The sequence below is a fragment of the Edaphobacter sp. 4G125 genome, assembly GCF_014274685.1.
Lineage (GTDB): Bacteria > Acidobacteriota > Terriglobia > Terriglobales > Acidobacteriaceae > Edaphobacter.
In genome coordinates this window covers 4,011,798-4,036,241 of record NZ_CP060393.1, presented here as the reverse complement: position 1 = coordinate 4,036,241, position 24,444 = coordinate 4,011,798, and the positions used below count along the sequence as shown (strand labels likewise).

The 24,444-nt window shown below is 56.2% G+C and carries 21 protein-coding genes; 7 read left to right on the top strand and 14 right to left on the bottom strand.

All coding sequences use genetic code 11. The annotated features are described in order from the left end of the window. Nucleotides 1–38: 38 nt before the first annotated feature. The gene (locus H7846_RS16980; protein ID WP_186693873.1) at nt 39–620 is read right to left on the bottom strand and encodes an HIT family protein; all 582 of its coding nucleotides are present in this window, start codon (nt 618–620) and stop codon (nt 39–41) included. A gap of 330 nt (nt 621–950) precedes the next feature. Here H7846_RS16980 and H7846_RS16975 point away from each other — a divergent pair, with 330 nt between their 5' ends. Continuing rightward, a complete protein-coding gene (locus H7846_RS16975) occupies nt 951–2,861 on the top strand; it encodes a 30S ribosomal protein S1 (protein WP_186693871.1) in 1,911 nt (636 codons plus the stop codon). Nucleotides 2,862–3,127: 266 nt separating this feature from the next. Here H7846_RS16975 and H7846_RS16970 read toward each other — a convergent pair whose 3' ends face one another. From H7846_RS16970 to H7846_RS16940, 7 genes are all read right to left on the bottom strand, one after another. Then, nucleotides 3,128–4,045, bottom strand: coding sequence for a hypothetical protein (locus H7846_RS16970; protein ID WP_186693869.1), 918 nt, complete (start codon nt 4,043–4,045; stop codon nt 3,128–3,130). Between the two features lie 105 nt (nt 4,046–4,150). After that, entirely contained in the window at nt 4,151–4,327 is a 177-nt protein-coding gene (locus H7846_RS16965) for a hypothetical protein (RefSeq protein WP_186693867.1), read from the bottom strand. A 31-nt stretch (nt 4,328–4,358) separates the two neighbouring features. After that, nucleotides 4,359–4,535 carry a hypothetical protein gene (locus H7846_RS16960; protein WP_186693867.1) on the bottom strand — a complete coding sequence of 59 codons (177 nt, stop codon included), beginning with the start codon at nt 4,533–4,535 and terminating at the stop codon, nt 4,359–4,361. 31 nt (nt 4,536–4,566) lie between these two features. Further along, nucleotides 4,567–4,743 (bottom strand): hypothetical protein, encoded by a 177-nt coding sequence (locus H7846_RS16955; RefSeq protein WP_186693867.1) that lies wholly within the window; start codon nt 4,741–4,743, stop codon nt 4,567–4,569. Between the two features lie 450 nt (nt 4,744–5,193). Next, the gene (locus H7846_RS16950) at nt 5,194–6,561 is read right to left on the bottom strand and encodes an NAD(P)/FAD-dependent oxidoreductase (protein WP_186693866.1); all 1,368 of its coding nucleotides are present in this window, start codon (nt 6,559–6,561) and stop codon (nt 5,194–5,196) included. A gap of 47 nt (nt 6,562–6,608) precedes the next feature. Beyond that, a complete protein-coding gene (locus tag H7846_RS16945) occupies nt 6,609–9,548 on the bottom strand; it encodes an IPT/TIG domain-containing protein (RefSeq protein ID WP_222597526.1) in 2,940 nt (979 codons plus the stop codon). Nucleotides 9,549–9,553: 5 nt separating this feature from the next. Beyond that, on the bottom strand, nt 9,554–10,198 hold the full coding sequence (locus H7846_RS16940) for a hypothetical protein (protein ID WP_186693862.1): 645 nt from the start codon (nt 10,196–10,198) through the stop codon (nt 9,554–9,556). 245 nt (nt 10,199–10,443) lie between these two features. Here H7846_RS16940 and H7846_RS16935 point away from each other — a divergent pair, with 245 nt between their 5' ends. Beyond that, a complete protein-coding gene (locus tag H7846_RS16935) occupies nt 10,444–10,827 on the top strand; it encodes a hypothetical protein (RefSeq protein ID WP_186693860.1) in 384 nt (127 codons plus the stop codon). A 63-nt stretch (nt 10,828–10,890) separates the two neighbouring features. Here the strand turns inward: H7846_RS16935 and H7846_RS16930 are convergent, their stop codons facing one another. After that, nucleotides 10,891–11,862: a 2-hydroxyacid dehydrogenase gene (locus tag H7846_RS16930; RefSeq protein WP_186693858.1), complete on the bottom strand. Its 972-nt coding sequence runs from the start codon at nt 11,860–11,862 to the stop codon at nt 10,891–10,893. 180 nt (nt 11,863–12,042) lie between these two features. Between H7846_RS16930 and H7846_RS16925 the strand changes: the two genes are divergently transcribed. From H7846_RS16925 to H7846_RS16915, 3 genes are all read left to right on the top strand, one after another. Further along, nucleotides 12,043–13,641, top strand: a complete 1,599-nt coding sequence (locus H7846_RS16925) for an aldehyde dehydrogenase (NADP(+)) (RefSeq protein ID WP_255460710.1) — start codon at nt 12,043–12,045, stop codon at nt 13,639–13,641. Between the two features lie 287 nt (nt 13,642–13,928). Next, nucleotides 13,929–14,882, top strand: a complete 954-nt coding sequence (locus H7846_RS16920; protein ID WP_186693856.1) for a helix-turn-helix domain-containing protein — start codon at nt 13,929–13,931, stop codon at nt 14,880–14,882. A 139-nt stretch (nt 14,883–15,021) separates the two neighbouring features. Next, on the top strand, nt 15,022–15,720 hold the full coding sequence (locus tag H7846_RS16915) for an alpha/beta hydrolase (protein WP_186693854.1): 699 nt from the start codon (nt 15,022–15,024) through the stop codon (nt 15,718–15,720). A 416-nt stretch (nt 15,721–16,136) separates the two neighbouring features. On the opposite strand, the gene H7846_RS16910 is transcribed toward H7846_RS16915, so the two are convergent. From H7846_RS16910 to H7846_RS16895, 4 genes are read right to left on the bottom strand one after another with little or no spacing between them, the layout of a single operon-like run. Then, nucleotides 16,137–16,958 carry a fumarylacetoacetate hydrolase family protein gene (locus H7846_RS16910; RefSeq protein WP_186693852.1) on the bottom strand — a complete coding sequence of 274 codons (822 nt, stop codon included), beginning with the start codon at nt 16,956–16,958 and terminating at the stop codon, nt 16,137–16,139. Further along, the gene (locus H7846_RS16905; protein ID WP_186693845.1) at nt 16,955–18,964 is read right to left on the bottom strand and encodes a YjhG/YagF family D-xylonate dehydratase; all 2,010 of its coding nucleotides are present in this window, start codon (nt 18,962–18,964) and stop codon (nt 16,955–16,957) included. The genes H7846_RS16910 and H7846_RS16905 overlap by 4 nt, the downstream gene beginning before the upstream one ends. A gap of 28 nt (nt 18,965–18,992) precedes the next feature. Next, nucleotides 18,993–20,315, bottom strand: a complete 1,323-nt coding sequence (locus H7846_RS16900; protein ID WP_255460708.1) for an MFS transporter — start codon at nt 20,313–20,315, stop codon at nt 18,993–18,995. A 28-nt stretch (nt 20,316–20,343) separates the two neighbouring features. Beyond that, a complete protein-coding gene (locus H7846_RS16895; protein WP_222597524.1) occupies nt 20,344–21,108 on the bottom strand; it encodes an SDR family NAD(P)-dependent oxidoreductase in 765 nt (254 codons plus the stop codon). Between the two features lie 110 nt (nt 21,109–21,218). Here H7846_RS16895 and H7846_RS16890 point away from each other — a divergent pair, with 110 nt between their 5' ends. Together H7846_RS16890 and manD are read left to right on the top strand one after the other, a co-directional pair. Next, nucleotides 21,219–22,001 (top strand): SDR family NAD(P)-dependent oxidoreductase, encoded by a 783-nt coding sequence (locus H7846_RS16890; RefSeq protein WP_255460707.1) that lies wholly within the window; start codon nt 21,219–21,221, stop codon nt 21,999–22,001. 38 nt (nt 22,002–22,039) lie between these two features. Next, nucleotides 22,040–23,248, top strand: a complete 1,209-nt coding sequence (manD, locus tag H7846_RS16885) for a D-mannonate dehydratase ManD (protein ID WP_186693843.1) — start codon at nt 22,040–22,042, stop codon at nt 23,246–23,248. Between the two features lie 3 nt (nt 23,249–23,251). Here the strand turns inward: manD and H7846_RS16880 are convergent, their stop codons facing one another. After that, complete coding sequence (locus H7846_RS16880) at nt 23,252–24,322, bottom strand: SMP-30/gluconolactonase/LRE family protein (RefSeq protein ID WP_255460705.1); 1,071 nt, start codon at nt 24,320–24,322, stop codon at nt 23,252–23,254. Between the last annotated feature and the right edge of the window lie 122 nt (nt 24,323–24,444).

Sequence of the window (24,444 nt, the reverse complement as noted above, 5' to 3'; positions counted from 1 at the left end):
TTACAGGGGATCTAATCACTTTGATGGTCTTCATTGCTTCAACGTTGCATGAAAGTTCCGAAGGCTTCGCGAAGGCGGCTCCAGGTGACATCGAGGGTCTCGGGGAGAACGCGTGTCTCGGCGGTGACGGTCATGAAGTTGGTATCGCCCAACCAACGAGGAAGCACGTGCATGTGGACGTGTCCGGCGACTCCGGCGCCGGCGGACTCTCCCAGGTTCATCCCGAGATTGATGCCGTCAGGCCGGTAGGTAGAGCGGAGTGCACGTTCGGTGCGCTGTACTAATTCCATCATCTCGTGGGCGGCATCTGGGGGAACGGCAGCGAGGGAATCGGTATGGAGATACGGCAGGATGAGGACGTGGCCAGTCGCGTAAGGATAGGCGTTGAGGCAGACGAAGCAATGCTGGCCGCGGTGAACGATGTGCGAGGCGCGCTCGGCCTTCTCCTGGGGCACGCCGTGGGCGACGGCGTAATCAGTGGCAGCGACCATGTTGCAGAAGACGCAGTGTTTATCTTCGGCAGCAGGCCAATCGGCCAGCTCAGGAGCTACCCCGGTACGGGCAATGGGATCGCTGTGGGTGATATAGGCATATCGCCAGGGGGTCCAGAGATAATCCATACGTGAGCCGAGTATAGCGGCAGCGGAAGAGGGATGGATGTGGAGGGAATCGTCCGCTGATCGCACATTCGCAAGGAGACTGTAAAAACGCAGGGTTTGAAGCGCTGGTTTGGTTGACGTATACGGAACCAAGTTCTATCGTTAAATACGAGCCTCTGCGTGTGGGACCCAAGTGCAGCCGCTCCTTCTGCTAGATGTACAGTTCGTTCTTGCCCTGCGCATTCTCTCTAGGGAAAGAGAGGTCAGCCGCTCAAGGCTGGCTAAAGTGTCCTGAAAAGGAAGCCGGGTTGCGATGGAACGGATTCTTGGGTCCTGGAGTCCGCAATCACCATGGTAGATAACCATCAATCCGAACAAACCGAGAGCAAACCCCTGACCACCGAATTGGAAGTCCTGGCGCCCGAAGCGACGGCCGAGAACATCGAGCTGTCTTCCGAATCCACCTCTAACCAGCAGCATGAGACCGCCCAGAGCGAGCCTGCGGAGCACCCCATTGCGGTTGTAGCCGAGGCCGCCGAAGAGCCCGATTACGACTCTGCCGACTTTGCCGAGGCACTGGCGAACTTTGACCGCGAACAAGCGGCCGAATCTGCCGCCGCGCAAAGCCTGACCGCCGATGAGGCTGTCGTCACCGGTACTGTCGTCAAGATTACGGACAAGCATGTTGTTGTTGACATTGGGCTGAAGTCCGAAGGTCTTATCCCGCTGGAGCAGGTGTTGGATATCAACGGCGCTCCGAAGTTCCAGGCTGGTGACTCCGTTGAGGTTGTGGTCGAACGGGAAGAGCCTGAGGGCGGCTATCTGGTCAGCTACGAGAAGGCCCTACGCCACAAGGTGTGGGACAAGCTCGAGGCTGCTGCGAACGAAAAGGTTCCGGTCAAGGGCATGGTTCTGAGCCGGGTCAAAGGCGGCCTGACGGTCGATATCGGAATCAAGGCATTCCTGCCCGGATCGCAGGTTGAGATTCGTCCGGTTCGCAATCTGGATGGTTATATCGGCCAGGAGATCGAAGTCCGCGTCATCAAGCTGAACAAGAAGCGCGGAAACGTGGTCATCAGCCGTAAGGAGTTGTTGGAAGAGGAGCAGAACGAGAAGAAGTCTGTGACCCTGGCAACCCTCGAAGAGGGCAGCGTTCTAACCGGGACCGTTAAGAACCTGACCGACTACGGCGCATTCGTCGACATGGGAGGCCTGGACGGCCTGCTTCATATCACCGATATGAGCTGGGGTCGTCTGACGCATCCGCGTGACCTCGTCAACGTCGGCGATGAGATTCAGGTGAAGGTGCTGAAGTTCGACAAGGATAAGCAGCGCGTTTCTCTTGGCTTCAAGCAGCTGACGCCTGATCCCTGGTTGGATGCGACTGAGCGTTATCCCATCGGCGCGCAGGTTCGTGGCCGCGTTCTATCGGTGACCGACTACGGTGCGTTCGTTGAGCTGGAACAGGGCATCGAAGGTCTGGTTCATGTCTCAGAGATGACCTGGTCGAAGCGGATGAAGCATCCGTCGAAGCTGGTCAAGCCAGGTGATGAAGTCGACACGATTATCCTGAACGTCAATCCCAGCGATCGCCGCATCTCTCTGGGCATGAAGCAGCTCCAGGAGAATCCGTGGGAGCAGCTGGAAGACAAATATCCCGCGGGTGCTGTGGTCGAAGGCCGCGTTCGCAATCTGACCGACTTCGGAGCTTTCATCGAGATCGAGGACGGCATCGATGGCTTGGTTCACGTCTCGAACCTGAGCTGGACGAAGCGCATCAAGCATCCTTCGGAGGTCCTGAAGAAGGGCGAGAAGGTAAAGGCTGTTGTCCTCGGCGTCGAGCCGGAGAACCGCCGGCTTTCCCTGGGAGTCAAGCAGCTTCAGCCCGACGTTTGGGATACCTTCTTTGCACAGCACCGCATTGGCGATGTGGTCAAGGGCAAGGTCCTCCGCACGGCTCAGTTCGGAGCCTTTGTCGAGATCGCTGAGGGAGTCGAGGGCCTTTGCCACGTCTCCGAGGCTGTTGACGAGAACAACGTGCCCGTCAAGCTCGATGTTGGTGATGAACATGAGTTCCGGATCGTGAAGATGAACCAGGATGAGAAGAAGGTCGGCCTGAGCATCCGCGCGGTTGGAGAAGAGGCGAGCCGAGCCGAGGTCGAGAGCTATAAGGAGCGTGACCACAAGAGCTCTTCTTCTTCCTCGAGCAGTACAACCTTGGGAGATCTCATCAATTGGAAGCGTTCGGAGTTTGGTGAGTAGTAACCTTACAAACAATAAGAAAGGCCGCCCAGATCGGGCGGCCTTCTTATTGGAAGAGAAGAGAACCCATGGCGGAATCAGGGGCGGCGTAATGTATGCCTCTCAAAGAGGAAGCGGAATAATGTCTCCAAGCGCATTCTGCCCCTGAGCGAAGCTGAAGGGTCAGTGTGACGACACTTTACAGCATCGTTGTTTTCGATCTCAGCAGATGGAAACAGAAAAGCCGCCCCAATCAGGCAGCTTCTCTATTGTCCGAAAGTTAAGAACTATGCAGGGATGGAGCGCATCGCAGGTGCAGCCACCAGCTCAGGCGCGGCAGACTCCGGCAGCATCTTAGCCGAAGCGCGACGCATGATCTCAAGTTCCGCAGGAGCAAAGATCTCTGGGGAGACTCCACCGACAGCGACATAGCCAGGATCGTCTCCGAGAGCCATGGAGATCTGGTTCCAACGAAGAAAGGGCGAGGTCGTCGGCAGGACGATAAGACGGCGCTTTTCTTCGGGGAAGGCGAAATATGCCGACCAGATACCCAGCGTGAGGCAGATGGCGAGGCCATTGATGATGCTAAGAGCGGTCTCCATGCTGGCAGCATGAGATAACCATGCGGCTTGAACCAGGTTCGTAGTCGCGAGGAAACCCAAGCCAAAACTGACGCCAAAAATCCTGCTGCGATAAGAAAGTCCCATCGGACGGATCGCAAAGCAGACGAAGAGCAGGAGGCACAGCGTGAGAATGCTGGAGGTCTGCTGAAGCTGCGTGATCATAGCGACCATGAACTTGGTTCCCGAGAGGTGGGGAGTCAAGGCGACACCGATTGCGACGGCAATAGCAACAGCTGCAACCCAGCGGAAGACCAGCATGCCAAGGGTCTGTAGACCTTTGAGAGGTTCCATCGCCAGCTTGAAGATGCTATAAATCACCATCAGGGAGAGAATTCCCTCGATAGCGTAGGTAATCCAGTAAATATAGAAATACAACTGATAGTTTGCGCTTCGCCCAATGAACTCAGATCCAAAGAGCAGGAGCGACAAGCATAGAACTGAAGCAATCATCTTGACGGCTAACAGGGCCGTAAGGTAAATGAACTTTCCTCCTGCCTTGCTTCGCAATAACATTGCCAAGGCAATACCACAGAACAAGGGTTCGAGATAGGAAAGAAGATTCAGTAAGGTGCTCTGCGCCATGTTGTCTGTCTCCGTGCGACGACTACCATTAAAGCTAGTTCATTCCGGAAACAGACACAACGAAAAAATCTCTAATTTCAAATTAAAATACGATGTTTCTCTGGCTTACTTCATTCCGCAGGCGTTTGGATCATCGGGAGCGCAGCGGGGAACCGGCATAGCGCTGTTGCGGGCGACGGTGACTTTAGCCGAGGTCGAAGTGGCGGCAGAAGAGATCTGGGTGGAAGCAAAGGCACCGGTAAGAACCAGAGCGGCAACGGCGGTACGGACGATGAATTTCATGGAAATCTCCTAAATGTTTGAAAATGCTGGTTTATTTCATTCCGCAAGCGTTTGGATCATCGGGAGCGCAGCGGGGAACCGGCATGGCGCTGTTGCGAGCGACGGTGACTTTAGCCGAGGTCGAAGTGGCGGCAGAAGAGATCTGGGTGGAGGCAAAAGCACCGGTAAGGACCAGGGCAGCGACGGCGGTACGGACGATGAATTTCATGGAAATCTCCTAAATGTTTGAAAATGCTGGTTTATTTCATTCCGCAGGCGTTTGGATCATCGGGAGCGCAGCGGGGAACCGGCATGGCGCTGTTGCGGGCGACGGTGACTTTAGCCGAGGTCGAAGTGGCGGCAGAAGAGATCTGGGTGGAGGCAAAAGCACCGGTAAGGACCAGGGCAGCGACGGCGGTACGGACGATGAATTTCATTGTGGATAACCTCGAAAATTTACTAATGTTGCAAAAAATTTCGCTGGACAAATCAGCTGAGATAAACATATGATCGATTCGAATGTAAGTCCAATGCAATGAGATATATATAAGGATAATTATCCAGCTCAGTTACTGACGTAATTGAACCGGGACAACCCTTGACAGAAGCGGTATCGATGGTTTTGGATGCTTGATTGCTTAAAGATCGAAAAAGGGTTTAGCCGAGATCGCTAAACCCTTTACTTTTGAAGGTCGCTATTCTTTGGATAGGAAGAGACTCTCCCAGACTGAGCAGGTTTCAGTGCAGGGGATTGCATATTTACTTCGAAGTGGTTGAGGCATCACAAAGTGTTGAACCTGCACATTGAAATTTATTTTTCCGGCGGGTTCTGCAACGTTAAAAAGCCTCAAAGACGATCTTGAAGCCAGAATGAGGGAGCTAAAGAGCTATGTTCTGGTGGTCACGGACTCTGCCGGAACAACCGCCTCCGAAGGCTGCTTCCCATACTGCGAGTCCCAACCTGGAAGTTCCTGGGAGCCGGTGATCAGGCGGGCTCCGTCCTGGAAGGTTAGGTAGGTCCAGGCCCATTGGCGGAAGATGGCCAGACGGTTCCGGAATCCAATGATGAAGTAGATATGGATTACCAGCCAGACGATCCAGGCTGGGAAACCGCTCCATCTGCCGTGAAATGGCCATTTGATGTTTGCGACTGCCGCCTTGCGGCCGATTGTGGCCATGTCGCCTTTGTCGAAGTAGTGGAAGGGTTCGTTGAGGCCGGTTCCATCGCTTCCAAGCTCGGCGGAGACGAGCCGTCCGATGCGCTTGGCGGCGTAGGTTCCCATCTGCATGGCAGGCTGAGCGACTCCCGGGACCTGTTTGCCGTCTTCCTCGACGTGGGCGAGATCGCCGCAAATGAAGATTTCAGGGTGTTCCGGTGGGTTGAGAAACTGGTCAACAATGACGCACCCCCGGCGATCGAGTGGAACGCCGAGAAGTTTGCCGAGTGGCGATGCCTGGACTCCGGCGGCCCAGAGGGTGACGGTGGCATCGAGGCGCTCGTCTCCGATCATGACGTAGCCGGGTTGAACATCGGTGACGTGGGCGTTGGTACGGATTTTGACGCCGAGAGCGGAGAGCTGATCGAGAGCCTTCTTCTGCAACTCAGGAGGATAGGCGGCGAGGATGTTGGGAGAACCTTCGAGGATCAACACCTGGGCGCTCGCAGGGTCGATGTGGCGGAAGTCTCGCGCCATGTATAGGCGCGCGATATCGCTGATGGCTCCGGCGAGTTCGACTCCAGTGGGGCCACCGCCGATGATGACGAAGCGAAGAGGCGGATGCGTTCCTGCTTCCTGCATCTGGCGTTCTGCAAATTCGAAGGCCAGAAGGACGCGGCGGCGGATCTCGGTAGCATCTTCCACGGTTTTGAGGCCGGGAGCGAGTTTGGACCATTCGTCATGGCCGAAGTAGGAGTGGGTTGAACCTGTGGCGATGATGAGGTAGTCGTACTCGAGCTGTGCGCCCGTTTTGAGCTCGACCCGCTTCTCTTCAAGATCGAAACCGACGGCCTCGTCCATAAGGACCTCGATGTTCTGGTGGTCGCGCAGAATGGAGCGGATGGGCTGCGCGATCTCGGCGGGAGAGAGCACGGCGAGCGCTACCTGATAAAGAAGCGGTTGGAAGGTGTGATGGTTTTTACGATCGACCAGGGTAATGTCGACGGGAAACTTTGCGAGGTTCACCGCGGCGTTAATGCCTGCGAACCCTCCCCCGATAACAACGACCCGCTTCCGTGCAGTGCTGCTCATGGCCATGATTTCTCTGGCTCCTTTGTAGAGCTATCGTCACTGATACATCATCACTATTTTGATGCAGAGGGGCTACGGGGGGACTCGGCGTCCAAAATTTGCGTTTTTTTTTGAATCATGAAGGAGACGAAGCCTTGTGTGCCTGTGGCGGCTGCGATTGAGAGAGTGCCAGAGTCTCGCGTGAACGGGGCAGGAGAAAACGTGACGGTGCCATCAAGCCCGGCGATCAGCGATTCGTTGGAGCGGCTATCTACTGGAGAGATGGGACAGCGTCCCTGATCGGGGCATGGTGGAGTCCAGGACCGGGTGGTTTGATAAGCGGTGACGGAGGCTCCTGCAACGGGATGGCTGAAAGCATCGGTGACGAGGAAAACTACGGGCGAGAAGGTGGACGCGGAATCCAAAGACTGAGCAACGTTGGAGAGATTGATGGTTTGGAGTTGAAGAAGGTGGTCTTCGACGCTGTTGACCACAAAACTAGTGCAGACGGAGGTCCAGGCGCAGGCCGTTACTGAGGCTTGCGTGTTCAAGGCGAGCGGGCCAGCTGTGGCTGAGGTTTGGGCGATGAATTGAGAGTTCGCGGAAGAGACGGGTGGATGGAAGGTAAGAGGGCCGGAGATTGCGGTCCACTGCACTGGAACTCCGATGGGCGAGGCGGCGTTATCGGAGAGCGAGACCTGCGGAGTCCAGGTAAGGACACCATTTGAGGCGAGATAGAGTTCAGGCTGGAGTGCGGTGATGGCTTGGATCCTTCTGAGGGCAGTGATGGAGGTTGTGACGGTTCCGACGCCGCTGGCGGCAGAGAGAGTGATAGGGCCGGGGGAGAGAGGCGTCACATAGGTTGAGGCGATTCCCTGAAAATTTGTGGTGAGGGTGCAGGTCGATTGTCCGCAGGCTTCAAAGCGAACCGGGCCGCTGGCAGAGAAGGTGACCGGGATATCGGCAAGAGGAGTGGTTCCGTCCGCGGCAAGGGCTTTGACTGCGAAGGGAAGCGCGGAGGCGATTCCGGTAAAGATTAGACCCGATGGCGTAGAGAGAAGTGTGAGATCGGGTAGAGGAGCCTGATAGGTGAGCGCGGCTGTCATGGTGGTGGTTCCTCCGCTGGCGAGGTCGCGAATGGTGACATCGGCGGTGACTGCTGTGTTGGAGCGCTGCGAAGGGGCGATGGCGGTGATGGTGTTCGCAGTCCAGCTAGAGACGGATGTAGGGACTCCGTTGATGGTGACGATATTTCCGGCGCGGAATCCCATGCCGTTAATGGTGATGGCTCCGCCTTTAGCGGGGAGGACCGTGGGAGTGACGGAGTCGGCGTAGAGAACGCGGGCTTGATAGGCGAAGTCGGGGCGGCCATCTCCGCGCTGATCCATGATGGCGATGCGGAGTTGTCGTGCCTGAGAGGTCTGTGTGGTGAGGGACGTCGTGCCCAGAGAGACACCGTTAAAGGCCGCTGGCGTAGAGGCGATCGTAGGGAGAGTGCCGACAGAGTCGGTTGCGTTCCAGAGGCCGATGACTGGCATGGCCTTTGAGGAGGTCGGAGATGAATTTTCGTCGAGGGAGGTGACTTCAACGGTGGCACTGCGGTTGGCACGCATGGACACGGTTGACCAGGCTGCATAGCCATAGGTGCAGAGATTTCCGGTCCACCAGCCGGCGGCGGAGACAGATGCGGGAGCTGATTCTGTACCGCTCTGGGCGGTCTGGCAGCCGGATACAGCATCGGGGATGCTGAAATTTACGGTCTCCTGAGAGTAGGACTGTGTGACATAGAACATCTGTTGGAGGGAGGAGCCAGAGGGAGCGACTTGTTTGGAGTCGTAAGGGCCGACGGCATAGGGGCCGGTGTAAAGCGGGTTAATGGTCTGAGTGGACAGAACGAGGTTTTGCCAGGTATCGGTGCCAATGATGGGAGTACGGAAGATGTCGTAGTAGCCCTGCCAGGTCTTATCGGAGGTTCCCATATTGCTGGTGAAGGACGATGTGATGGTGTTGATGGGGGTGGAGCTGCGGCGACGGAAGAGAGATCCGGAGACGGCCGAGGTAGTCTCCCAGGCTTCGGGTACATTCCATGCGGCTTGTAGCCGGTGGACGACGACATTGACTCCTTGCATCCCCTGTCCATCCGGGAAGGTCACCTTGCCGCGAACGCGGCTGGCACGGGCAAGAGAGTCGGTCTTTCCGGCAACAGGGGCTTGTGGTGTGACGGGATAGAGCAGAGTGAGGCTGGCGATATCATCGTCGCGCAGAGTAAAGGGTTGGGGAAGGCACTGGTAGGAGTAAGGGCCGCAGAGGATATCGATGGGGTGCATGATAGGCCAGCGGAGCGCCTGCTGGATGGTGGGTGTGGGAGTCCCAGTGAAGACGTTGTCGTTAGTCTGCGACCAGGCGAGGCCGAGGATGCGACCAAAGGCACGCATGAGTTGATATTGAAGTTGAAGCTGCTGTTCTGGGGCGGGGCCAGTACAGCGTCCATTGAGCACGAGGATGGCGTGTTGAATTTTTCCAGTAGTGGAGATGGAGTCCACACTTTCGGTTACGGCGTTCTGGCGACAGCTTGAGGGGGAACTGGCTCCGCTGCCGAGCATGAGATCGGTGATAGAGCCGTCGTAGTCGTAGAGGATCGCGATCGGCTTATTGAGATAGTTGGCGCTTTGGATATCGGCGGGAAAGACAAGGCCGGTTCCGGTGGGATAGATGTTGAAGGAGCTGGCGTCTTCGTCGAGTGTGCCGCCATAAGCGAGGGTCAGGCTGGCCATGGGTACGTTCCAGGCTCCTGCGGCGGCTGCGACGATTGCATCGGCAGCCGTGTGGCTGACGTAGGGGCTGAGATTGCCGGGATCGGTATAGTACCTGGGGTTGTTGGTGTACCAGGTGACGATCACCCCCTCCAAGGGATAGTACGGTTTACCGGTGACCCATCGGGGGCCACTGGCGTAGGATGCCGCAGGCAAGAGGCAGAGGACGATCGCCAGCAGGCGTTCCAGCAATTTGCTCACATCGATCACGGAGCTTCCTGCTTCCAGGAATGCAGCTTTTCGACGACGGTGGAGAGAGGAGATTGCTGCGAAATGGGAGATGAGGCATCTTCTGGCCTGACACGAGAAGCAGCAGCCTGATGGGCGATCCGGTTGGAGGCAGAGTAGAGTGCGGATTGTAGGATGTGGGTTTCGATCCAGCGAAAGTCGACGGTGATAGCAGGAGAGTTGTCGGTCGAAGGCATGGTTAGGAGAGGGATGGCTCCGTCAGGCCCTTCCACGGGAGAGGTGAGGCCGGCAGCATTAGGAGTATGCAGAAGCATGAGGAAGCGTTGCCCGATGCGATAACGCTGATCGCTGCCCTGCCAGAGTCCGCTCCATTCGCGAAGAGTATACGCACCGGTTGAACAGCCTCGAATGGCCTGATCGACGCGGAAGTCGACCTCGACGATCCCCGAGCTGTCCTGTTCTCCAGCTAGATGGCGGATTGCGGTGACCTCTCCTGCGAAGATGATTCCCGCGTCATCGGACATCCGGTGGAGAGCGTCCTCCAGGCTTTGCGGAACAGCAATCTCCTGTGCTGGGGCGGGAGAGGGAAGGGCAAACAGAAGGAGCGCAAAGAGGAGCGAGGCCGGGCTGCATCTTCTATATCGAAAGAGAGAAGGGTTCATCGTGCCTCCAGTACCCTTACTTTTTCGTCAGGAATGACCCGGAATAAGTCACGTGTCCTGTTTCAGGACAGAAGTGAAAGAATAAGCGTGGAGAAGATGGTTGCACTGCCTTTGAAACGGGTGCAATGGAAATTTTCTAAATTTCTTCGCCGGGGCGAGATGCGAATTCGTGAATTTTCACACTAACCTTTTGCAAATCCATGCATCCTACCCCAATACAATAGTGCGAACAGGAGAAATTGTTCATGGCCCTCGAGCCCATCACGACTGAAATGAATAGCCCGATCCCTTCCACTGCTCTGTTCGATCCGAGTGCGATCGCAACGGATCTGTTTCCCTTCGACCCACTCTTTGTCGCAGCGCGTAGTGTCGATGACGACGAGGAGGAAGACGACGAAGATGAAGATTATGACGACGACGAGGAGGAAGAGGACGAAGAAGAAGAGGATGACGACGAGGACGATGAAGACTACGACGACGAATATGACGATTCGGACGACGATGAAGAGTTAGAGGACGAAGACGACGAAGGTTATTACGACGAAGATGAGGATGATGATGATGACGAGGAGGAGGAGAGCGAATATGACGAAGATCTTCCTCGCGCGCCTCGGGTACGCCGGATGTAATCGGTAGATTTCGTGGTCCAGAAGAAAGGCCGTCCGAGGGTTTTCCGGGCGGTTTTTTCATTGTCAGTAGCCGGCTTCAGTAACGACGTTTTCGAGGGGGTCGCCTGCTAGATAGCGGCGCACCTGGGCAGCTCCGAAGCGAAAAGCGCGGTGGATAAACTCTGGCGTAGAGCCCGCGATGTGTGGAGTGATCAAGCAGTTTGGCGCTGACCAGAGAGGGTGGTCTTGAGGAAGCGGCTCGGGATCGGTGACGTCCAGGGCAGCTCGAATCTTGTGTGACTGAAGTGCTGCTACCAGAGCATCTGTATCGACGACAGGCCCTCGCGCTGCGTTGATGAGCAAAGCTCCATGCTTCATCAGTTTGAATTCCTCCTCTTTGAAGAGGCTGGTTGTTTCAGACGTGAGCGGAACGATAGCGACAACGATGTCCGCCTGAGGGAGTAGGCGATGGAGATCCGAGACAGGAAAGACCTGCGGAGCGGAGCGCGCACTTCGTGCAATGCGGAGGATGTCGACGCCGAAGGGAGCGAGGCGAGCTTCAATGGCGGCTCCGATGGAGCCGTAGCCGACGATCAGGACGGTCTTGCCGGAGAGGTCTTCGCTAAGGATGCGGTACTGGCCTGCGTTGGTTCCGGTCTCGTTGAGGAAGCCATCTTTGACGGCAGCCTGTCCGCCCCACTCGCATCGGTGCTGCAGATCGCGGTAGAGAGGGAATCGCTTGAGGGAAGAGAGAATGGCGGACAGGACCCACTCGGAGGTGGAGATGTCGTGGATTCCACGGCCATCGCAGAGAGTAATGTCTTTGGGCAGCCAGGGAAGAATCCAGTCGACACCGGCCATCATAGATTGGATGACCTTTACGCCATGCAGACGAGAGAAGGTATTGACGGCATCACGTCGGGCAAAGGGAAGAATCCAGAAGTCGATCTCATGTTCTGTTGTGGAGTGGCGAGGGATGCGGACAAACTCGACTTGCGGAGGAAAGTCCTTCAATAGTTCGTGAGAGAGGTTTTCGTCGATACCGACACGCACCATGGTTCGAGTGTGCCCGAAATGAAGGGAAAAGGAAAACCGGAGATAAAGTTAGAAATAGGGGTGATTTACACTGACCTCGCGATCGTTGAGTGAGATGAAAGCTGGTTGGTTCGCAACTTTATGATCTCTGTTTGCGAGCATTCAACATCTTGTTCTGAAGAAGATTGAAGGAGTATGTGCATGTCGTCGGTCGAAATTTCGTTGGCGGGATTGTCTTTAATCGGAGGTCGTATTGCTTCGTCGAGCGCAGCAACCTTTCGCGCTGTGAACCCAGCCATAGGGCAAACGATGGAGCCGTTGTTCTATTCCGCGACAGAGCAGCAGATCAGTGATGCAGTAAAGCTGGCAAGCGCAGCTTTTTCGATCTATGCAGAAATCTCGGTTAAGGAACGAGGATCCTTTCTGCGAAAGATTGCCGGAGAGCTTACAGCGTTGGGTGCGGCGATTGTAGGGCGCGCGAATCTGGAGACAGGCTTGCCTGTACCGCGTTTGCAAGGCGAACTGGCACGGACGGCGAATCAGCTCGTTCTGTTTGCGGAGGTAGTGGAGGAAGGATCATGGGTGGATGCGAGGATCGATGAGGCTGATCCTGCGCGTAAGCCACTGCCAAAGCCGGATGTGCGATCGATGTGGAAGCCGCTGGGGCCAGTGGCGGTGTTTGGAGCGAGTAACTTTCCTTTGGCATTTTCCGTTGCGGGTGGAGATACGGCTTCGGCGCTGGCGTCGGGTTGTCCTGTCGTGGTGAAGGCACATCCAGCGCACCCGGGCACGAGTGAGCTGGTTGGCAAAGCAATCCAGAAGGCGGTGAAGGAGAGTGGATTGCCGGAGGGCGTGTTCTCGTTGCTGTTCGATGCAGGTGTAGAGGTTGGAGTCTCGCTGGTGAAGCATCCGGGGATCAAGGCGGTTGCGTTTACCGGATCGCAGGCCGCGGGCAAAGCGCTAACCCGTTTGGCGACGGAACGGCCAGAGCCCATTCCCTGCTATGCCGAGATGGGAAGCACGAATCCACTGTTTATTTTGCCGGGGGCGATGAAGGAGCGCAGGGATGCGATTGCGCAGGGACTGCAAACTTCCTTCACGTTAGGTTCGGGACAGTTCTGCACGAAGCCGGGGCTGGTGTTCGGGCCTGCCGGAGAGATGGGAGCGTTTACCGGGGCTCTGCAGGCAGGAGTCGACGCGATGACGTCGACAGGGATGCTGACTCCCGGAATTGCCGCAAAGTATAAGAGCGGAGTCGAGGAGCGAGCGAAAGAGGGCCGGGCGAAATTGGTCGCGGGTGCGAAGAGCTCGGGAGATGCAGACGGAGCCTTGGGTGCGCCTTCGTTGTTCGAGGTCTCGCTGGAGGAGTTCTTAGGACACCATGCGCTGGAAGAAGAGATCTTCGGGCCGACGACGTTGCTGGTGCAGTACGGTGAGATGAGTGATCTTGTTGCGGTTGCAGAGAAATTGCATGGTCACCTTACGGCAACGATTCATGGCACGGAAGAAGATATCGCGCAGGCGGGCGATCTGATCCGTGTGCTGGAGAAGAAGGTCGGGCGCATTCTCTTTAATGGCTATCCGACGGGTGTTGAGGTGTGCCATGCGATGGTGCATGGGGGACCGTATCCGGCAACCTCGGACAGCAGGACGACCTCAGTAGGGACGCGAGCCATCATGCGCTTTGCGCGGCCGGTCTGCTATCAGGATTGTCCTGATGGATCGCTGCCGGAGGCGTTGCGGAAGGCGAATTCTCTAGGGATTATGCGGATGCTGAACGGGGTGTTGAGCCGATCGTAGCGACGGGTAGTAGGGCAGTTTGAATCTACAACTTCCAAATGGCTGCCAATTCGGAGCGGATACTTGGTAAGTGTCTATAAGAACGTTTTTCGGGACTAATCCTCATGGATTCCTCTCAGGTGAATGAGCGACTTGCTCTGCTATCGCCAGTTGAGATTCGGAATCGGTCAATAGAACTAGAATCGTGCAGAAGTTTTCATTAAAGAATAACTTCGCAGTCGCATAGCCACAGTCGTAGAATACGGCCACTTTCTAGATGATCAGTCTTTGAGTCCCCAGGGGTTGCGATGGACAAGAAGGCATCACCGAATGCAGGCGTAAATCAGCAGGTTTCAGAGGACTCTCCGTTCACGACGTTCTTCCAGTTGAACGAGCGGTCCGTGGTTCCATCCGAGTATCGGACCGCGCCGACATTTTCAATTACGCGACTGACGTCGCCCTTTGGGCTGCAGGACCGGATTACAAAGTCCTCGTCTGTTCCCGCGCTCCTGCTTTCGGTTTCGCTGAAGCCTCTGGCATCTTCAAGTTACCGCGTTTGGGCGGGAGACAAATTGATCAAGACCTCGACGGTACATTCGTTTCGATCGAATGTGGTCGACTTTGATTCCCAGCCAAGATGCTGGGCGGGCAGCGCCTTCGACTTCATGCATTACTCCATCCCTCGAACCGGGCTGAATGATATCGCCGAGGACCTGGGCTATGGCCAGGTGCGAGACTATCGCCCCGCAGTGCTGGAAGACGATCTGGTTGTGGCGCAAATCACGAAGAGCATACTGCCGTACATCGGTCGTAACGATGCCCCCTCTGTGCTGGCTCTAGACCAATTGCGCCTGGTTCTCGGAGCGCATCTGCTGCAGCGATACGGCATCCTTCTCAAGACGACGCGACGGCTGAAGGGCGGTCTCGCGCCTTGGCAGAAGCGGCGAGCCTCTGAGGTGCTTCATGCAAACCTTAACGGTCACATTCGATTGGCCGAAATTGCCAGAGAGTGTGGCCTTTCCACGAGCCACTTTGCCCGATCGTTCAAAACATCCTTCGGTGTGTCTGCACATCAGTGGTTGATTCAGCATCGCATTGACGTTGCCAAACAACTGATGAGCCAGACCGGGATGTCGTTGACTGAGATCTCGATCCGATCCGGGTTTAATGACCAGGCGGCCTTTACGAACGCCTTCCGCCAGTTAGTGGGCGTAACTCCTGGGAGATGGCGCCGAGAACTTGCAGCAAGCCGTCAAGCCTGAGATCGGCCTTCTCTCAGGGACGACTCTGGTGATTTTTGGGCAAGAATTCGCAAAACCAGCATGTTTATACAAGAAAGCAAATGGCTCGATGCCTAGTGTGAGCAGCAAGTGATTCCCAATGCGCCAAGGAGACAAAAACATGCAAACCAAACCCAGCCTCGTGTTCTGCCATGGACTGTGGGCAGACGGTTCCTGTTTCAGCAAGCTCATCGTCCCTCTTCAGGCAGAGGGGTATGAGTGTATTGCAGCGCAGTACGGTCTCAACACAACGGAAGAAGACGTGGCCGTGACGAAGGCAACGATTGGCCGGGTCAGTGGCCCTGTCATCCTCGTCGGCCATTCCTACGGTGGGACCGTAATTACCGGTGCGGGTGACGACGACCGTGTTGCGGGACTGGTCTACATCTGCGCCCTCGCTCCGGACGCGGATGAATCTTCCCAGACACAGCAGTCAAACTTTCCGGCAACGGACGTATTCTCGCACATCGAGGTGGTCGACGGGCGTATCTGGCTGCGGCGCGATGGTACGAAGTATTTTTGCGGAGATCTTTCAGAAGAGGAGCAGAAGCTGGTGTGGGCGACCCAAGGTGTCCCGAAACCTGATCTTTTCGGCGCGAAGGCCGGAGGAACAGCATGGAAGACGAAGCCGAGTTGGTACATCGTCGGGAAAAACGACCACACCGTGCATCCTGATTTGGAGCGTGCAATGGCCAAACGGATGGGAGCCAACACCTATGAACTGGACAGCAGCCATGTCCCAATGCTTTCCCAGCCCGGCAAGGTATTGGATGTGATCCGTGCGGCAGTGAAGGGGGTCCAGGGGAAAATGGCTGCGTAAGAAATCGATCCCGGCTAGCGCCCACCCGCGCGCAGGTTGATCGCGCGTGAGTGGGCGCAGCATCAGTTGCCTATCCGTCAGTTACTAATCAGTACACGGCGGAGAGGATGGGTCGGCGACGTCATGAATCCGTACGCCAGTGAAAAGCAGCATTTTCATTCATGCGTCTGGATGGATGCCAAATTGCCGAGTTACTCATTGAGAACCGGGTGATACCGATAAGTTGGCTTGTGGGAAGTGATCCTGTTCTGTGCCGGACGACGGTTCACTTGACACCCCCTGATATCCTTAAATCAGGAGTAAGAAGCGCACCCGGCCCTGTGCCGGGTGTCGTTGTTTCAAGGGAGCGACAAAGGAAGTCCGAGGCTATGTCCCTTCCTTTGAATACTTTGTGCACTTTTTGACGGGGGACCTCGTCAGGCGACGGGGTTTTCCAGGGTTCCAATGCCGTCGATGGTGATGCGGACGATGTCCCCGCTGGCGAGCGTGAAGCTGTCTCCGGGAACGATGCCGGTTCCCGTCATCAGGAAGACTCCGTGAGGAAAGCTGTTGTCGCGGAAGAGATATGCGGCGAGGAGCTTAGGCTCGCGCTTCAACTCTGCGAGAGTCGTCGCGCCAGAGAAGGCAATCGATCCTTTGCGCGAGACCTGAAGCTGGATGGAGGTCGTGCGTGGAAGAGGATCGGGAGACAGAAGAAGAGCGGGGCCGAGAGCGCAGCTACCGTCGTAGACCTTCGCCTGAGGAAGGTAGAGCGGGTTTTCCCCTTCGATATCGCGAGAGCTCATGTCATTGCCGATGGTGTAGCCCGTGATGGTCCCCGCGGAGCTGATCAGAAGAGTGAGCTCGGGCTCTGGCACGGACCAGCTGGCATCGGTACGAATGCGGACCGGCTTGCCGGGGCCAACGACGCGTCGTCCGGTTGCCTTGAAGAAGAGCTCTGGACGCTCTGCATGATAGACGCGATCGTAGAAGGTACCGCCTCCTGCATCTTTGGACTCTTCGATGCGGGCATCACGGCTGCGGAAATAGGTGACGCCTGCGGCCCAAACCTCCTGGCTGACGACAGGCGCAAGAACCTGATGATCGTCGAGGGATTCGATACGCGTTGAGAGCGAGTTCTTTACGTGCTCGTAGATGTCGGGGCTGGCGAGCAGATCATCCCAATCGGTTGCGTTGATGGAGAAGTAGTTTCCGTCCTTCTCTGCAAAGAATCCAGTCTGGGTGCGATAGAGCTTCATCTTGCTTCCTTATTCTGAGATGAGTTTTGGATAGCTTGTTGTCCTGCGCGGAGTTGGGTGACGATGGCGTCGGTGTCGTAGACGCAGCCGCCCCAGATGCCTCCACTTGCTTGGATAAGAGCCGCCCATAATTTGGTCTGAGCGGGCAGCATGGGATGGGGAGCGAGATCGTTACGCGGAGCACGCGCATGGAGGCGACGGTGACCTTCTTCCGCGGAGAAGCGCTCGTTGTTTTCGCCAACGAGATTGACACTGCCATGCAGAGCGTTGCGGTCGACGATGATCTCGATGAGGTCACCATCGAGTACGCGCCCGATGGGACCATCGGCGAGGGCTTCGGGAGAAATGTGGCCGATGCATGCTCCGGTCGAGACGCCGCTGAAACGGGCATCCGTGAGGACGGCGACGTGTTTGCAGTGCGGCAGACTCTTTAGCGCAGAGGTGATCTGATAGATCTCCTGCATGCCAGCACCGGCAGGGCCGCCACAGATGAGGACAAGGACATCACCTTTGCCGATGGAACCTTGTTTGATAGCTGCGATAGCAGCTTCTTCGGTAGTGAAGACTCGCGCAGGACCGACGTGGTGATAGCGATTGTTCTCGTCGATGAGCGAAGGATCGATTGCAGTGCTCTTAATAACGGAGCCTTCAGGTGCAAGGTTGCCTACAGGAAAACAGACAGTCGCTGTGAGGCCGCGAGAGCGTGCGCGATCGGGAGAGAGGATGACGTCATCGGGATCGACGCGGTCGAGCTGGCGTAGTTTTTCTTTGAGCCCGCGACGACGCTCGCTCTGTTCCCACCAGTTGAGATTTTCGTCGAGCGTCTCTCCGGTAACGGTACGAACGGAGGTATCGAGCAGCCCGGCGTGGCGAAGATGCAGCATTACCTCGGGGACTGCGCCAGCGAGGAAGACCTGCACGGTAGGGAAGTTGTTGGGACCATTGGGAAGAGCATCGACGAGGCGAGGAATGTGTCGGTTGATGCTGGCCCAGTCTTCTACAGAGGGTCTTCGCAGACCAGCTGCGTGGGCGATGGCAGGGACATGGAGGAGAAGATTTGTCGATCCACCGAAGGCCGCGTGAAGCACCATTGCGTTGCGGATGGAGGCATCGGTGAGAATATCGCTGGTGCCGAGGCCGAGATGCGCGAGTCGAAGCATGGCGCGTGCAGAGCGAGCAGCGCTCTCCTGCCAGATGGGTTGACCTGACGGGGCAAGAGCAGAGTGAGGAAGTGAGAGTCCGAGGGCTTCGCCGACGACCTGCGAGGTTGCGGCAGTGCCGAGGAACTGGCAGCCACCACCGGGGGATGCGCAGGCGCGGCAGCCGATTTCAGCAGCATATTCGAGAGTGATCTGGTTCTGCGAGTATCGCGCGCCAATGGTTTGGACTTTGCCTGCGTCTTCTCCTTCGTCTGCGAGCAGCGTGACTCCGCCGGGGATGAGGACAGATGGAAGAGGGCCACAGGCGGCCAGCGCCATCATCATTGCGGGAAGACCTTTGTCGCAGGTAGCAATGCCGACGATGCCTTTGCGAGTGGGAAGAGAGCGAATGAGACGCGAGAGGACGACTGCGGCATCGTTGCGGTAAGGCAGAGAGTCGAACATGCCGATCGTGCCTTGTGTGCGGCCGTCACAAGGATCGGTGCAGGCTCCGGCAAAAGGAATGGCGTGAAGGTTGCGGAACTCGCGTGCGGCTTCAGCGACGAGCAGGCCGACCTCCCAGTGACCGGTGTGAAAGCCGAGCGCGATGGGAGTGCCATCCTGAGCGCGCAGACCTCCGTGTGTGCTCAGGATGAGAAACTCAGGGTCGAGCAGGCGCGAAGGTTCCCATCCCATACCGGCATCTTGTGAAAGTCCGAAGAGATTGCCGGAGGGTTGAGTGAGCAGCATCTCGGGAGTGATAGGAAGCGCGCCTTCGGGGCCTCGCGCATGCGTCCTGACTTCTGCAAAGAGTGAGGAATCGCTTTCGAGGATGCTGGAGATCGAGATGTCGCTCTCTGGAGGCATATTAGTTCTTATTGCATTCTGTCTGTTTTTATATCGTGTTTCGGTGAGGCGTTTTCGGAAGTGCGAGCAGGATCAAAGCGGAACCGATGAGTGAGATGGCCATGAATAAGAATCCGGGACGCGAGCTTCCTGTCCATGATTGCAGAAGGCCGACGATGTAGCTTCCAGCAAAAGCTCCGAGAGCTCCGCAACTATTGACCAGGGCGAGGACTTCGGCGGTGACATTCTTTGGCAGGCGTTCGGGGATGATAGCGAAAAAGGGTCCATACGGCGCATACATGCAGCCGCCTGCGATGACAAGACAAATGAATGCGATATGAAAGCTCTTGTCTGCGATGAGGAAAGAGCCGAGCAGAGCGATTCCGGAGAGCAGCAGAAATGGCCAGACAAGAGATTCGCGGCGAAGAGTCTTATCGGAGAGATATGAGGCAACGAGCATGAGGACGATCGCTGCGAGATAAGGGATGGCAGAGAGCAGCCCTGTCTGTGCCATAGAGAGCGAACCACCCTGCCGCACGATCGTCGGAAGCCACAGGACAAAGCCGTAGACGCCGATGCTCCAACAAAAATACTGGATGGAAAGCAGGATGACATCGCGACGAAGGAAGGCTTGCTGAACCGACTTCACTGGATCGAGAGTTACCTGCTCCTGTGCGAGCCGTTCTTCGAGAGCCTGAGATGCGTGTCGATCCAGCCAGCGAGCCTCGGCAGGGCGATCGCGGACGATAAGAATCCAGACTACGGCCCAAGCTACAGAGGGAAGCCCTTCGAGAACAAAGGTCATTTGCCAGCCAACGGCCTGGATGAGATATCCAGTGATCGCGGACATCCAGAGGACGGTGACAGGATTGCCGAGGATCAGAATGGAGTTGGCACGCGACCGTTCCTCGCGCGTAAACCAGCGCGTGAGCAGGAGCAGCATCGCGGGAAAGATGACACTCTCTGCGATGCCAAGCAAGAGGCGGATCGCGGCCAGCAAAGAAAAATGACGAACGACGCCGGTGAGAGCTGCGAGTGCTCCCCAGGCGATGAGGGAGGCGAAGATGATCCAACGGGCGCTACGTGTCCTGGCGAACCGGGCACCGGGAATCTGGAAGAGAAAATAGCCGAGAAAGAAGAGCGAGCCGAGAAGAGAGGTCTGGGCGCCGGTGATATGAAGCGTGTCCGCCAGTCCGGCGGCAGCCCCGAATCCATAGTTCGCGCGATCGACATAGGCCAGACTGTAGGTGATAAAGGCCGCAGGAAGAACAAAGAGCCACCGCTTTTTCAGGCTGGCATGGATCTTCCGCTGGTCTTCAGGAGAGAAGTCGCGCGGAGAGAGGGATTCCGGGATGGAGGAGGGAGAGTTCACTGATTCAATATCTAAAGTGGGACGTTGGTTAGCTCATGTACCATCCGCCATTCAGATTAATAGTTTGGCCGGTGGTATAGCTGTTCGAAGCCAGAAAGACAACCGCCTGAGCGACCTCTTCTGCGTGGCCAAAGCGACCAACGGGAAGCATGTCAGGGCGAATTGTTTTATTCTGACGGACCATCTCGGTTTCGATTAGCGCAGGAGCAATTGCATTCGAAGTGATTCCTTCTTTAGCGAGGAGATTGGCATAACTGTGCATGAGCCCCAGCATGCCTGCTTTGCTGGCAGCGTAGTGAGGGCCAATGACACCCCCAGTTTGTGCTGCGATGGAGGAGAGAAAGATTAGTCTTCCCCATTGTCTCTGTCGCATAGAGGGGAGAACGGCTTGCGAGACAAGAAAGGCAGAGGTCAAGTTCGTTTGGATGGTTTGGTTCCAGTCAGATAAATCAAGCTCGAGAAAAGGTTTTGTGGGATTGATTCCCGCATTATTGACGAGGATATCGACAGGTCCTAATTCCTGCGAGACAGCATTCACCATGTGTGTCACTTCGTCGGGATGAGAGACATCGGCTTGCACCATACAAGCGCGACTGCCTATGTCCCGAACCTCTTGAAGGAGAGAGGAGGCGTCTTCTGCCGAATGGAGATAATTGATCGCGATGGCGCAGCCTCTTGTAGCGAGAGAGCGTGCGGTAGCACGTCCGATTCCGCGGGATCCGCCAGTGACAAGCGCCGTTTTTCCTGTGAGAGATTCCATTGAGAGAACCATGGTGCTATGGATACTCTGCATTTTGCAAATCCTGGTGAGCCATCGGAACAGGAGAATCCTTGATCGCGCTTGAGCTACTGTCCCTTCAATTATTCAGAGGACATGTAACAAAAGGTGATTGAATTGATGGGATGAATAGACCGTTGGCGAATCCTGTCGAGTTTAGGGACATGTGCGCCGTCGTACTCGGAGGAACGTCTGGGATCGGGCGCTCGCTCGCGCTGGGGCTGGCGCGGCAAGGGATTACCGTCGTAGCTTCATCGCGCAGTGAAGAGTCCGTTGCGGAAACCAGCGTGGAGGTTGAAGCGATAGGCGTTTCTACGCTGAGTATGCCAAGCGATGTCGCGGATCGGTCATCTCTGGTACGTCTGCGTGACGCAGTCCTCTCTCGGTTTGGTGCAGTGGACATTCTGGTCAACTGTGCCGGTATTACGAAACGTGTTCCGACGCTGGAGATGGATGAAGACCTGTGGCGCCAGATTATGGACGTGAATCTGACGGGGACACTTCGCAGCTGTCAGGTCTTTGGAGAAACTATGTTGGCGCGCCGCTTTGGCCGGATCGTAAATATCGCATCGCTCTCTACCTTCGTGGCGTTTCATGAGGTCGCTGCTTATGGAGCGAGCAAGGCTGCTGTTGGCGCATTAACGCGATCTCTTGCGGTGGAATGGGCCCCTTTTGGGGTGACAGTGAATGCGATTGCTCCGGGGGTCTTTCCGACAGCGCTGAACCGCAAGATCATCGACAGTCCTCGAGGGCAGGAACTTCTGCAAAGGACGCCGATGCAGCGATATGGCGAGCCGAATGAGCTGGTTTCCGCACTGCTGTATCTTGCCAGCCCCCGATCTAGCTTTACGACAGGGCAGATTGTGACGGTCGACGGAGGATTTCTGGCAAGCGGAGTCAATCGATGATTGTGTAAGGTTTCGTTGAGGGGAAATTAGGTCCTGTTATGAAGATCGTAGCTGCCAAGCTGATTGTTTGTTCGCCAGATCGCAACTTTGTCACTCTCAAGATTGAGACCGACGAAGGAATCTATGGACTGGGTGATGCGACGCTGAACGGCCGGGAGCTTGCCGTCGCAAGCTATCTTGAGGAACACGTCATCCCTTGCCTCATTGGCCGCGATCCCTTTGCAATCGAAGATGTCTGGCAGTATCTCTATCGCGGAGCCTACTGGCGGCGGGGCCCGGTCACCATGACGGCAATCTCTGCCGTGGATGTCGCGCTCTGGGATATCAAAGGAAAAGCGCTGCACACGCCGATTTATAACCTGCTCGGAGGCAAGAGCCGTCAGGGAGTGTTGGTCTACGCTCATGCGAATGGTTCAGATATTCCAGGTGCAATTGAGAGCACAAAGAAGTTGATGGCCGAAGGATATCTTGCTGTGCGGGTGCAGTGCGGGGTTCCGGGAGTGGCCTCAAGTTATGGAGTTCCGAAGGGAAGCAAGCCGTATGAGCCTGCGGAGAGAGGACTCCCATCGGAAAACGTGTGGTCCACCGAGAGATATCTGAACTTCGTCCCTCAGCTCTTCGAGGCATTACGACGCGAGGTTGGTGAGGATGTTCACCTGCTGCATGATGTCCATCATCGACTCACACCGATCGAAGCAGCGCGTTTAGGTAAAGCGCTCGAACCCTACCACCTCTACTGGATGGAAGATCCTACGCCTGCCGAAGATCAGGATGCGTTTCGTCTGATTCGTCAGCACACGGTTACTCCTATTGCTACGGGAGAGGTCTTTAACTCCTTCTGGGATGCGCATGATCTTATCCGAAACCAGTGGGTTGACTATCTCCGCATGACCATCGTGCATGGAGGTGGAATCACCGCGCTGAAGAAAGCGGCGGATTTTGCCGCGGTCTATCAGGTAAAGACGGGATTCCATGGTGCGACTGATCTTTCTCCTGTGACGATGGCAGCGGCGCTTCATTTCGGACTTGCGATCCACAACTTCGGCATTCAAGAACACATGCCGCATACTTCGCTCACCGATCAGGTTTTCCCTCATGCCTATCGCTTCGATGCGGGATACATGGTTCCCGGCGATGAACCAGGGTTAGGCGTGGATATTGACGAAAGACTAGCTCAGAAATATCCCTACCAGCGCGCCTATCTGCCGATTGCACGCAAACTCGATGGAACTTTGACGGACTGGTGATCTCTACGGACGCAGGCCTGTCGTATTAAGGCGGATGCTGAAGACGGAGTCCGTAGTCGTCGTGTAGAGTGTTCGCCCGTCTGCGCCTCCCCATGCCATATTGGCCGTGCTTTTCTCTGTCAGAAGGGTTGCCAGATGCTTGCCTGTCGGAGAGATGATCCACACGCCTCCGGGGCCTGCTGCAAAGAGATTTCCTTTGGCATCGACTTTGATGCCGTCAGGTGCGCCGTTACGCTTGTCATTTGAGGCGTCCAGAAAGATACTGCCCGCGCCTAAAGTCCCATCTTCCTTGACGGAATAGCGCATCCAGAATTTCGGCTCACTGTTGCTGACGTAGAGCCACTTGCCGTCTGGGGAAAATGCGATTCCATTCGGGCGTGGCAGATCGCTCACGAGGAGTTGCAGCGCATTGCGGTCTGGTTGCGAACCCGGTTTCTGCTTCGTGGCATTCGGAATGCGATAGACGCCATTGATCTTCAGTTCCTTGTGAGGATCACTGTCGTTCTGTGTTCGCAGACCATAGGGAGGATCTGTGAAATAGAGCGAACCATCGGGACCATACACGAGATCATTCGGGCTGTTCAGTTTCTTTCCCTGATAGCTGTCGGCAAGAATTGTTACCGTGCCATGCGGATCCATGGATTCGAAGCGCATCACATTGCGAGCTGCATGGCCGGCCACTGTCAGACGGCCCGCAGGATCAAGCGTCATGCCGTTACTTCCTGATTCTTTCCCGCCATAGGGTTCCTGGCCCCGATATCCGCTGGGCTGCAGCCAGATTGAATCGCCGTGAGAGTCGACTTTACGAATGCTGTTGCTGGGGATATCAGCGAACATCAGGTAACCGGAGTGAATCCAGATCGGCCCCTCCACCCAGGTGAATCCTGTCGCTACTCTATGCCACACGGGATGCTGGGGTAGAAGAGCATCTGCTGCTGGATCGAGTCGTTCGATCTGTACTGGAATCTCCATCGATGGATTGTTCGATCCTTTCATGAACGGTTGAGTGTTGATGTTCAGTGCGAGGAGGAGGCAGGGGACTCCAGTCGCAATAGCAGGAACAAACCGAAACATGGTTCAAGCCCTCCAGGTCAGGAACCGTTTTAGCAAATTTGGGGACGATCCCGCGAGCCCTGGGGCGTTTTGGATGGAGTAATAGGGGTCATTCGTTTTTCTTATAGCGAATCACAATTTGA

Coding starts and splice junctions, on each gene's coding strand:
- H7846_RS16980 (WP_186693873.1), bottom strand. CDS start 620: ATGGATTATCTCTGGACCCCCTGGCGATATGCCTATATCACCCACAGC.
- H7846_RS16975 (WP_186693871.1), top strand. CDS start 951: ATGGTAGATAACCATCAATCCGAACAAACCGAGAGCAAACCCCTGACC.
- H7846_RS16970 (WP_186693869.1), bottom strand. CDS start 4,045: ATGGCGCAGAGCACCTTACTGAATCTTCTTTCCTATCTCGAACCCTTG.
- H7846_RS16965 (WP_186693867.1), bottom strand. CDS start 4,327: ATGAAATTCATCGTCCGTACCGCCGTTGCCGCTCTGGTTCTTACCGGT.
- H7846_RS16960 (WP_186693867.1), bottom strand. CDS start 4,535: ATGAAATTCATCGTCCGTACCGCCGTCGCTGCCCTGGTCCTTACCGGT.
- H7846_RS16955 (WP_186693867.1), bottom strand. CDS start 4,743: ATGAAATTCATCGTCCGTACCGCCGTCGCTGCCCTGGTCCTTACCGGT.
- H7846_RS16950 (WP_186693866.1), bottom strand. CDS start 6,561: ATGGCCATGAGCAGCACTGCACGGAAGCGGGTCGTTGTTATCGGGGGA.
- H7846_RS16940 (WP_186693862.1), bottom strand. CDS start 10,198: ATGAACCCTTCTCTCTTTCGATATAGAAGATGCAGCCCGGCCTCGCTC.
- H7846_RS16935 (WP_186693860.1), top strand. CDS start 10,444: ATGGCCCTCGAGCCCATCACGACTGAAATGAATAGCCCGATCCCTTCC.
- H7846_RS16930 (WP_186693858.1), bottom strand. CDS start 11,862: ATGGTGCGTGTCGGTATCGACGAAAACCTCTCTCACGAACTATTGAAG.
- H7846_RS16925 (WP_255460710.1), top strand. CDS start 12,043: ATGTCGTCGGTCGAAATTTCGTTGGCGGGATTGTCTTTAATCGGAGGT.
- H7846_RS16920 (WP_186693856.1), top strand. CDS start 13,929: ATGGACAAGAAGGCATCACCGAATGCAGGCGTAAATCAGCAGGTTTCA.
- H7846_RS16915 (WP_186693854.1), top strand. CDS start 15,022: ATGCAAACCAAACCCAGCCTCGTGTTCTGCCATGGACTGTGGGCAGAC.
- H7846_RS16910 (WP_186693852.1), bottom strand. CDS start 16,958: ATGAAGCTCTATCGCACCCAGACTGGATTCTTTGCAGAGAAGGACGGA.
- H7846_RS16905 (WP_186693845.1), bottom strand. CDS start 18,964: ATGCCTCCAGAGAGCGACATCTCGATCTCCAGCATCCTCGAAAGCGAT.
- H7846_RS16895 (WP_222597524.1), bottom strand. CDS start 21,108: ATGCAGAGTATCCATAGCACCATGGTTCTCTCAATGGAATCTCTCACA.
- H7846_RS16890 (WP_255460707.1), top strand. CDS start 21,219: ATGAATAGACCGTTGGCGAATCCTGTCGAGTTTAGGGACATGTGCGCC.
- manD (WP_186693843.1), top strand. CDS start 22,040: ATGAAGATCGTAGCTGCCAAGCTGATTGTTTGTTCGCCAGATCGCAAC.
- H7846_RS16880 (WP_255460705.1), bottom strand. CDS start 24,322: ATGTTTCGGTTTGTTCCTGCTATTGCGACTGGAGTCCCCTGCCTCCTC.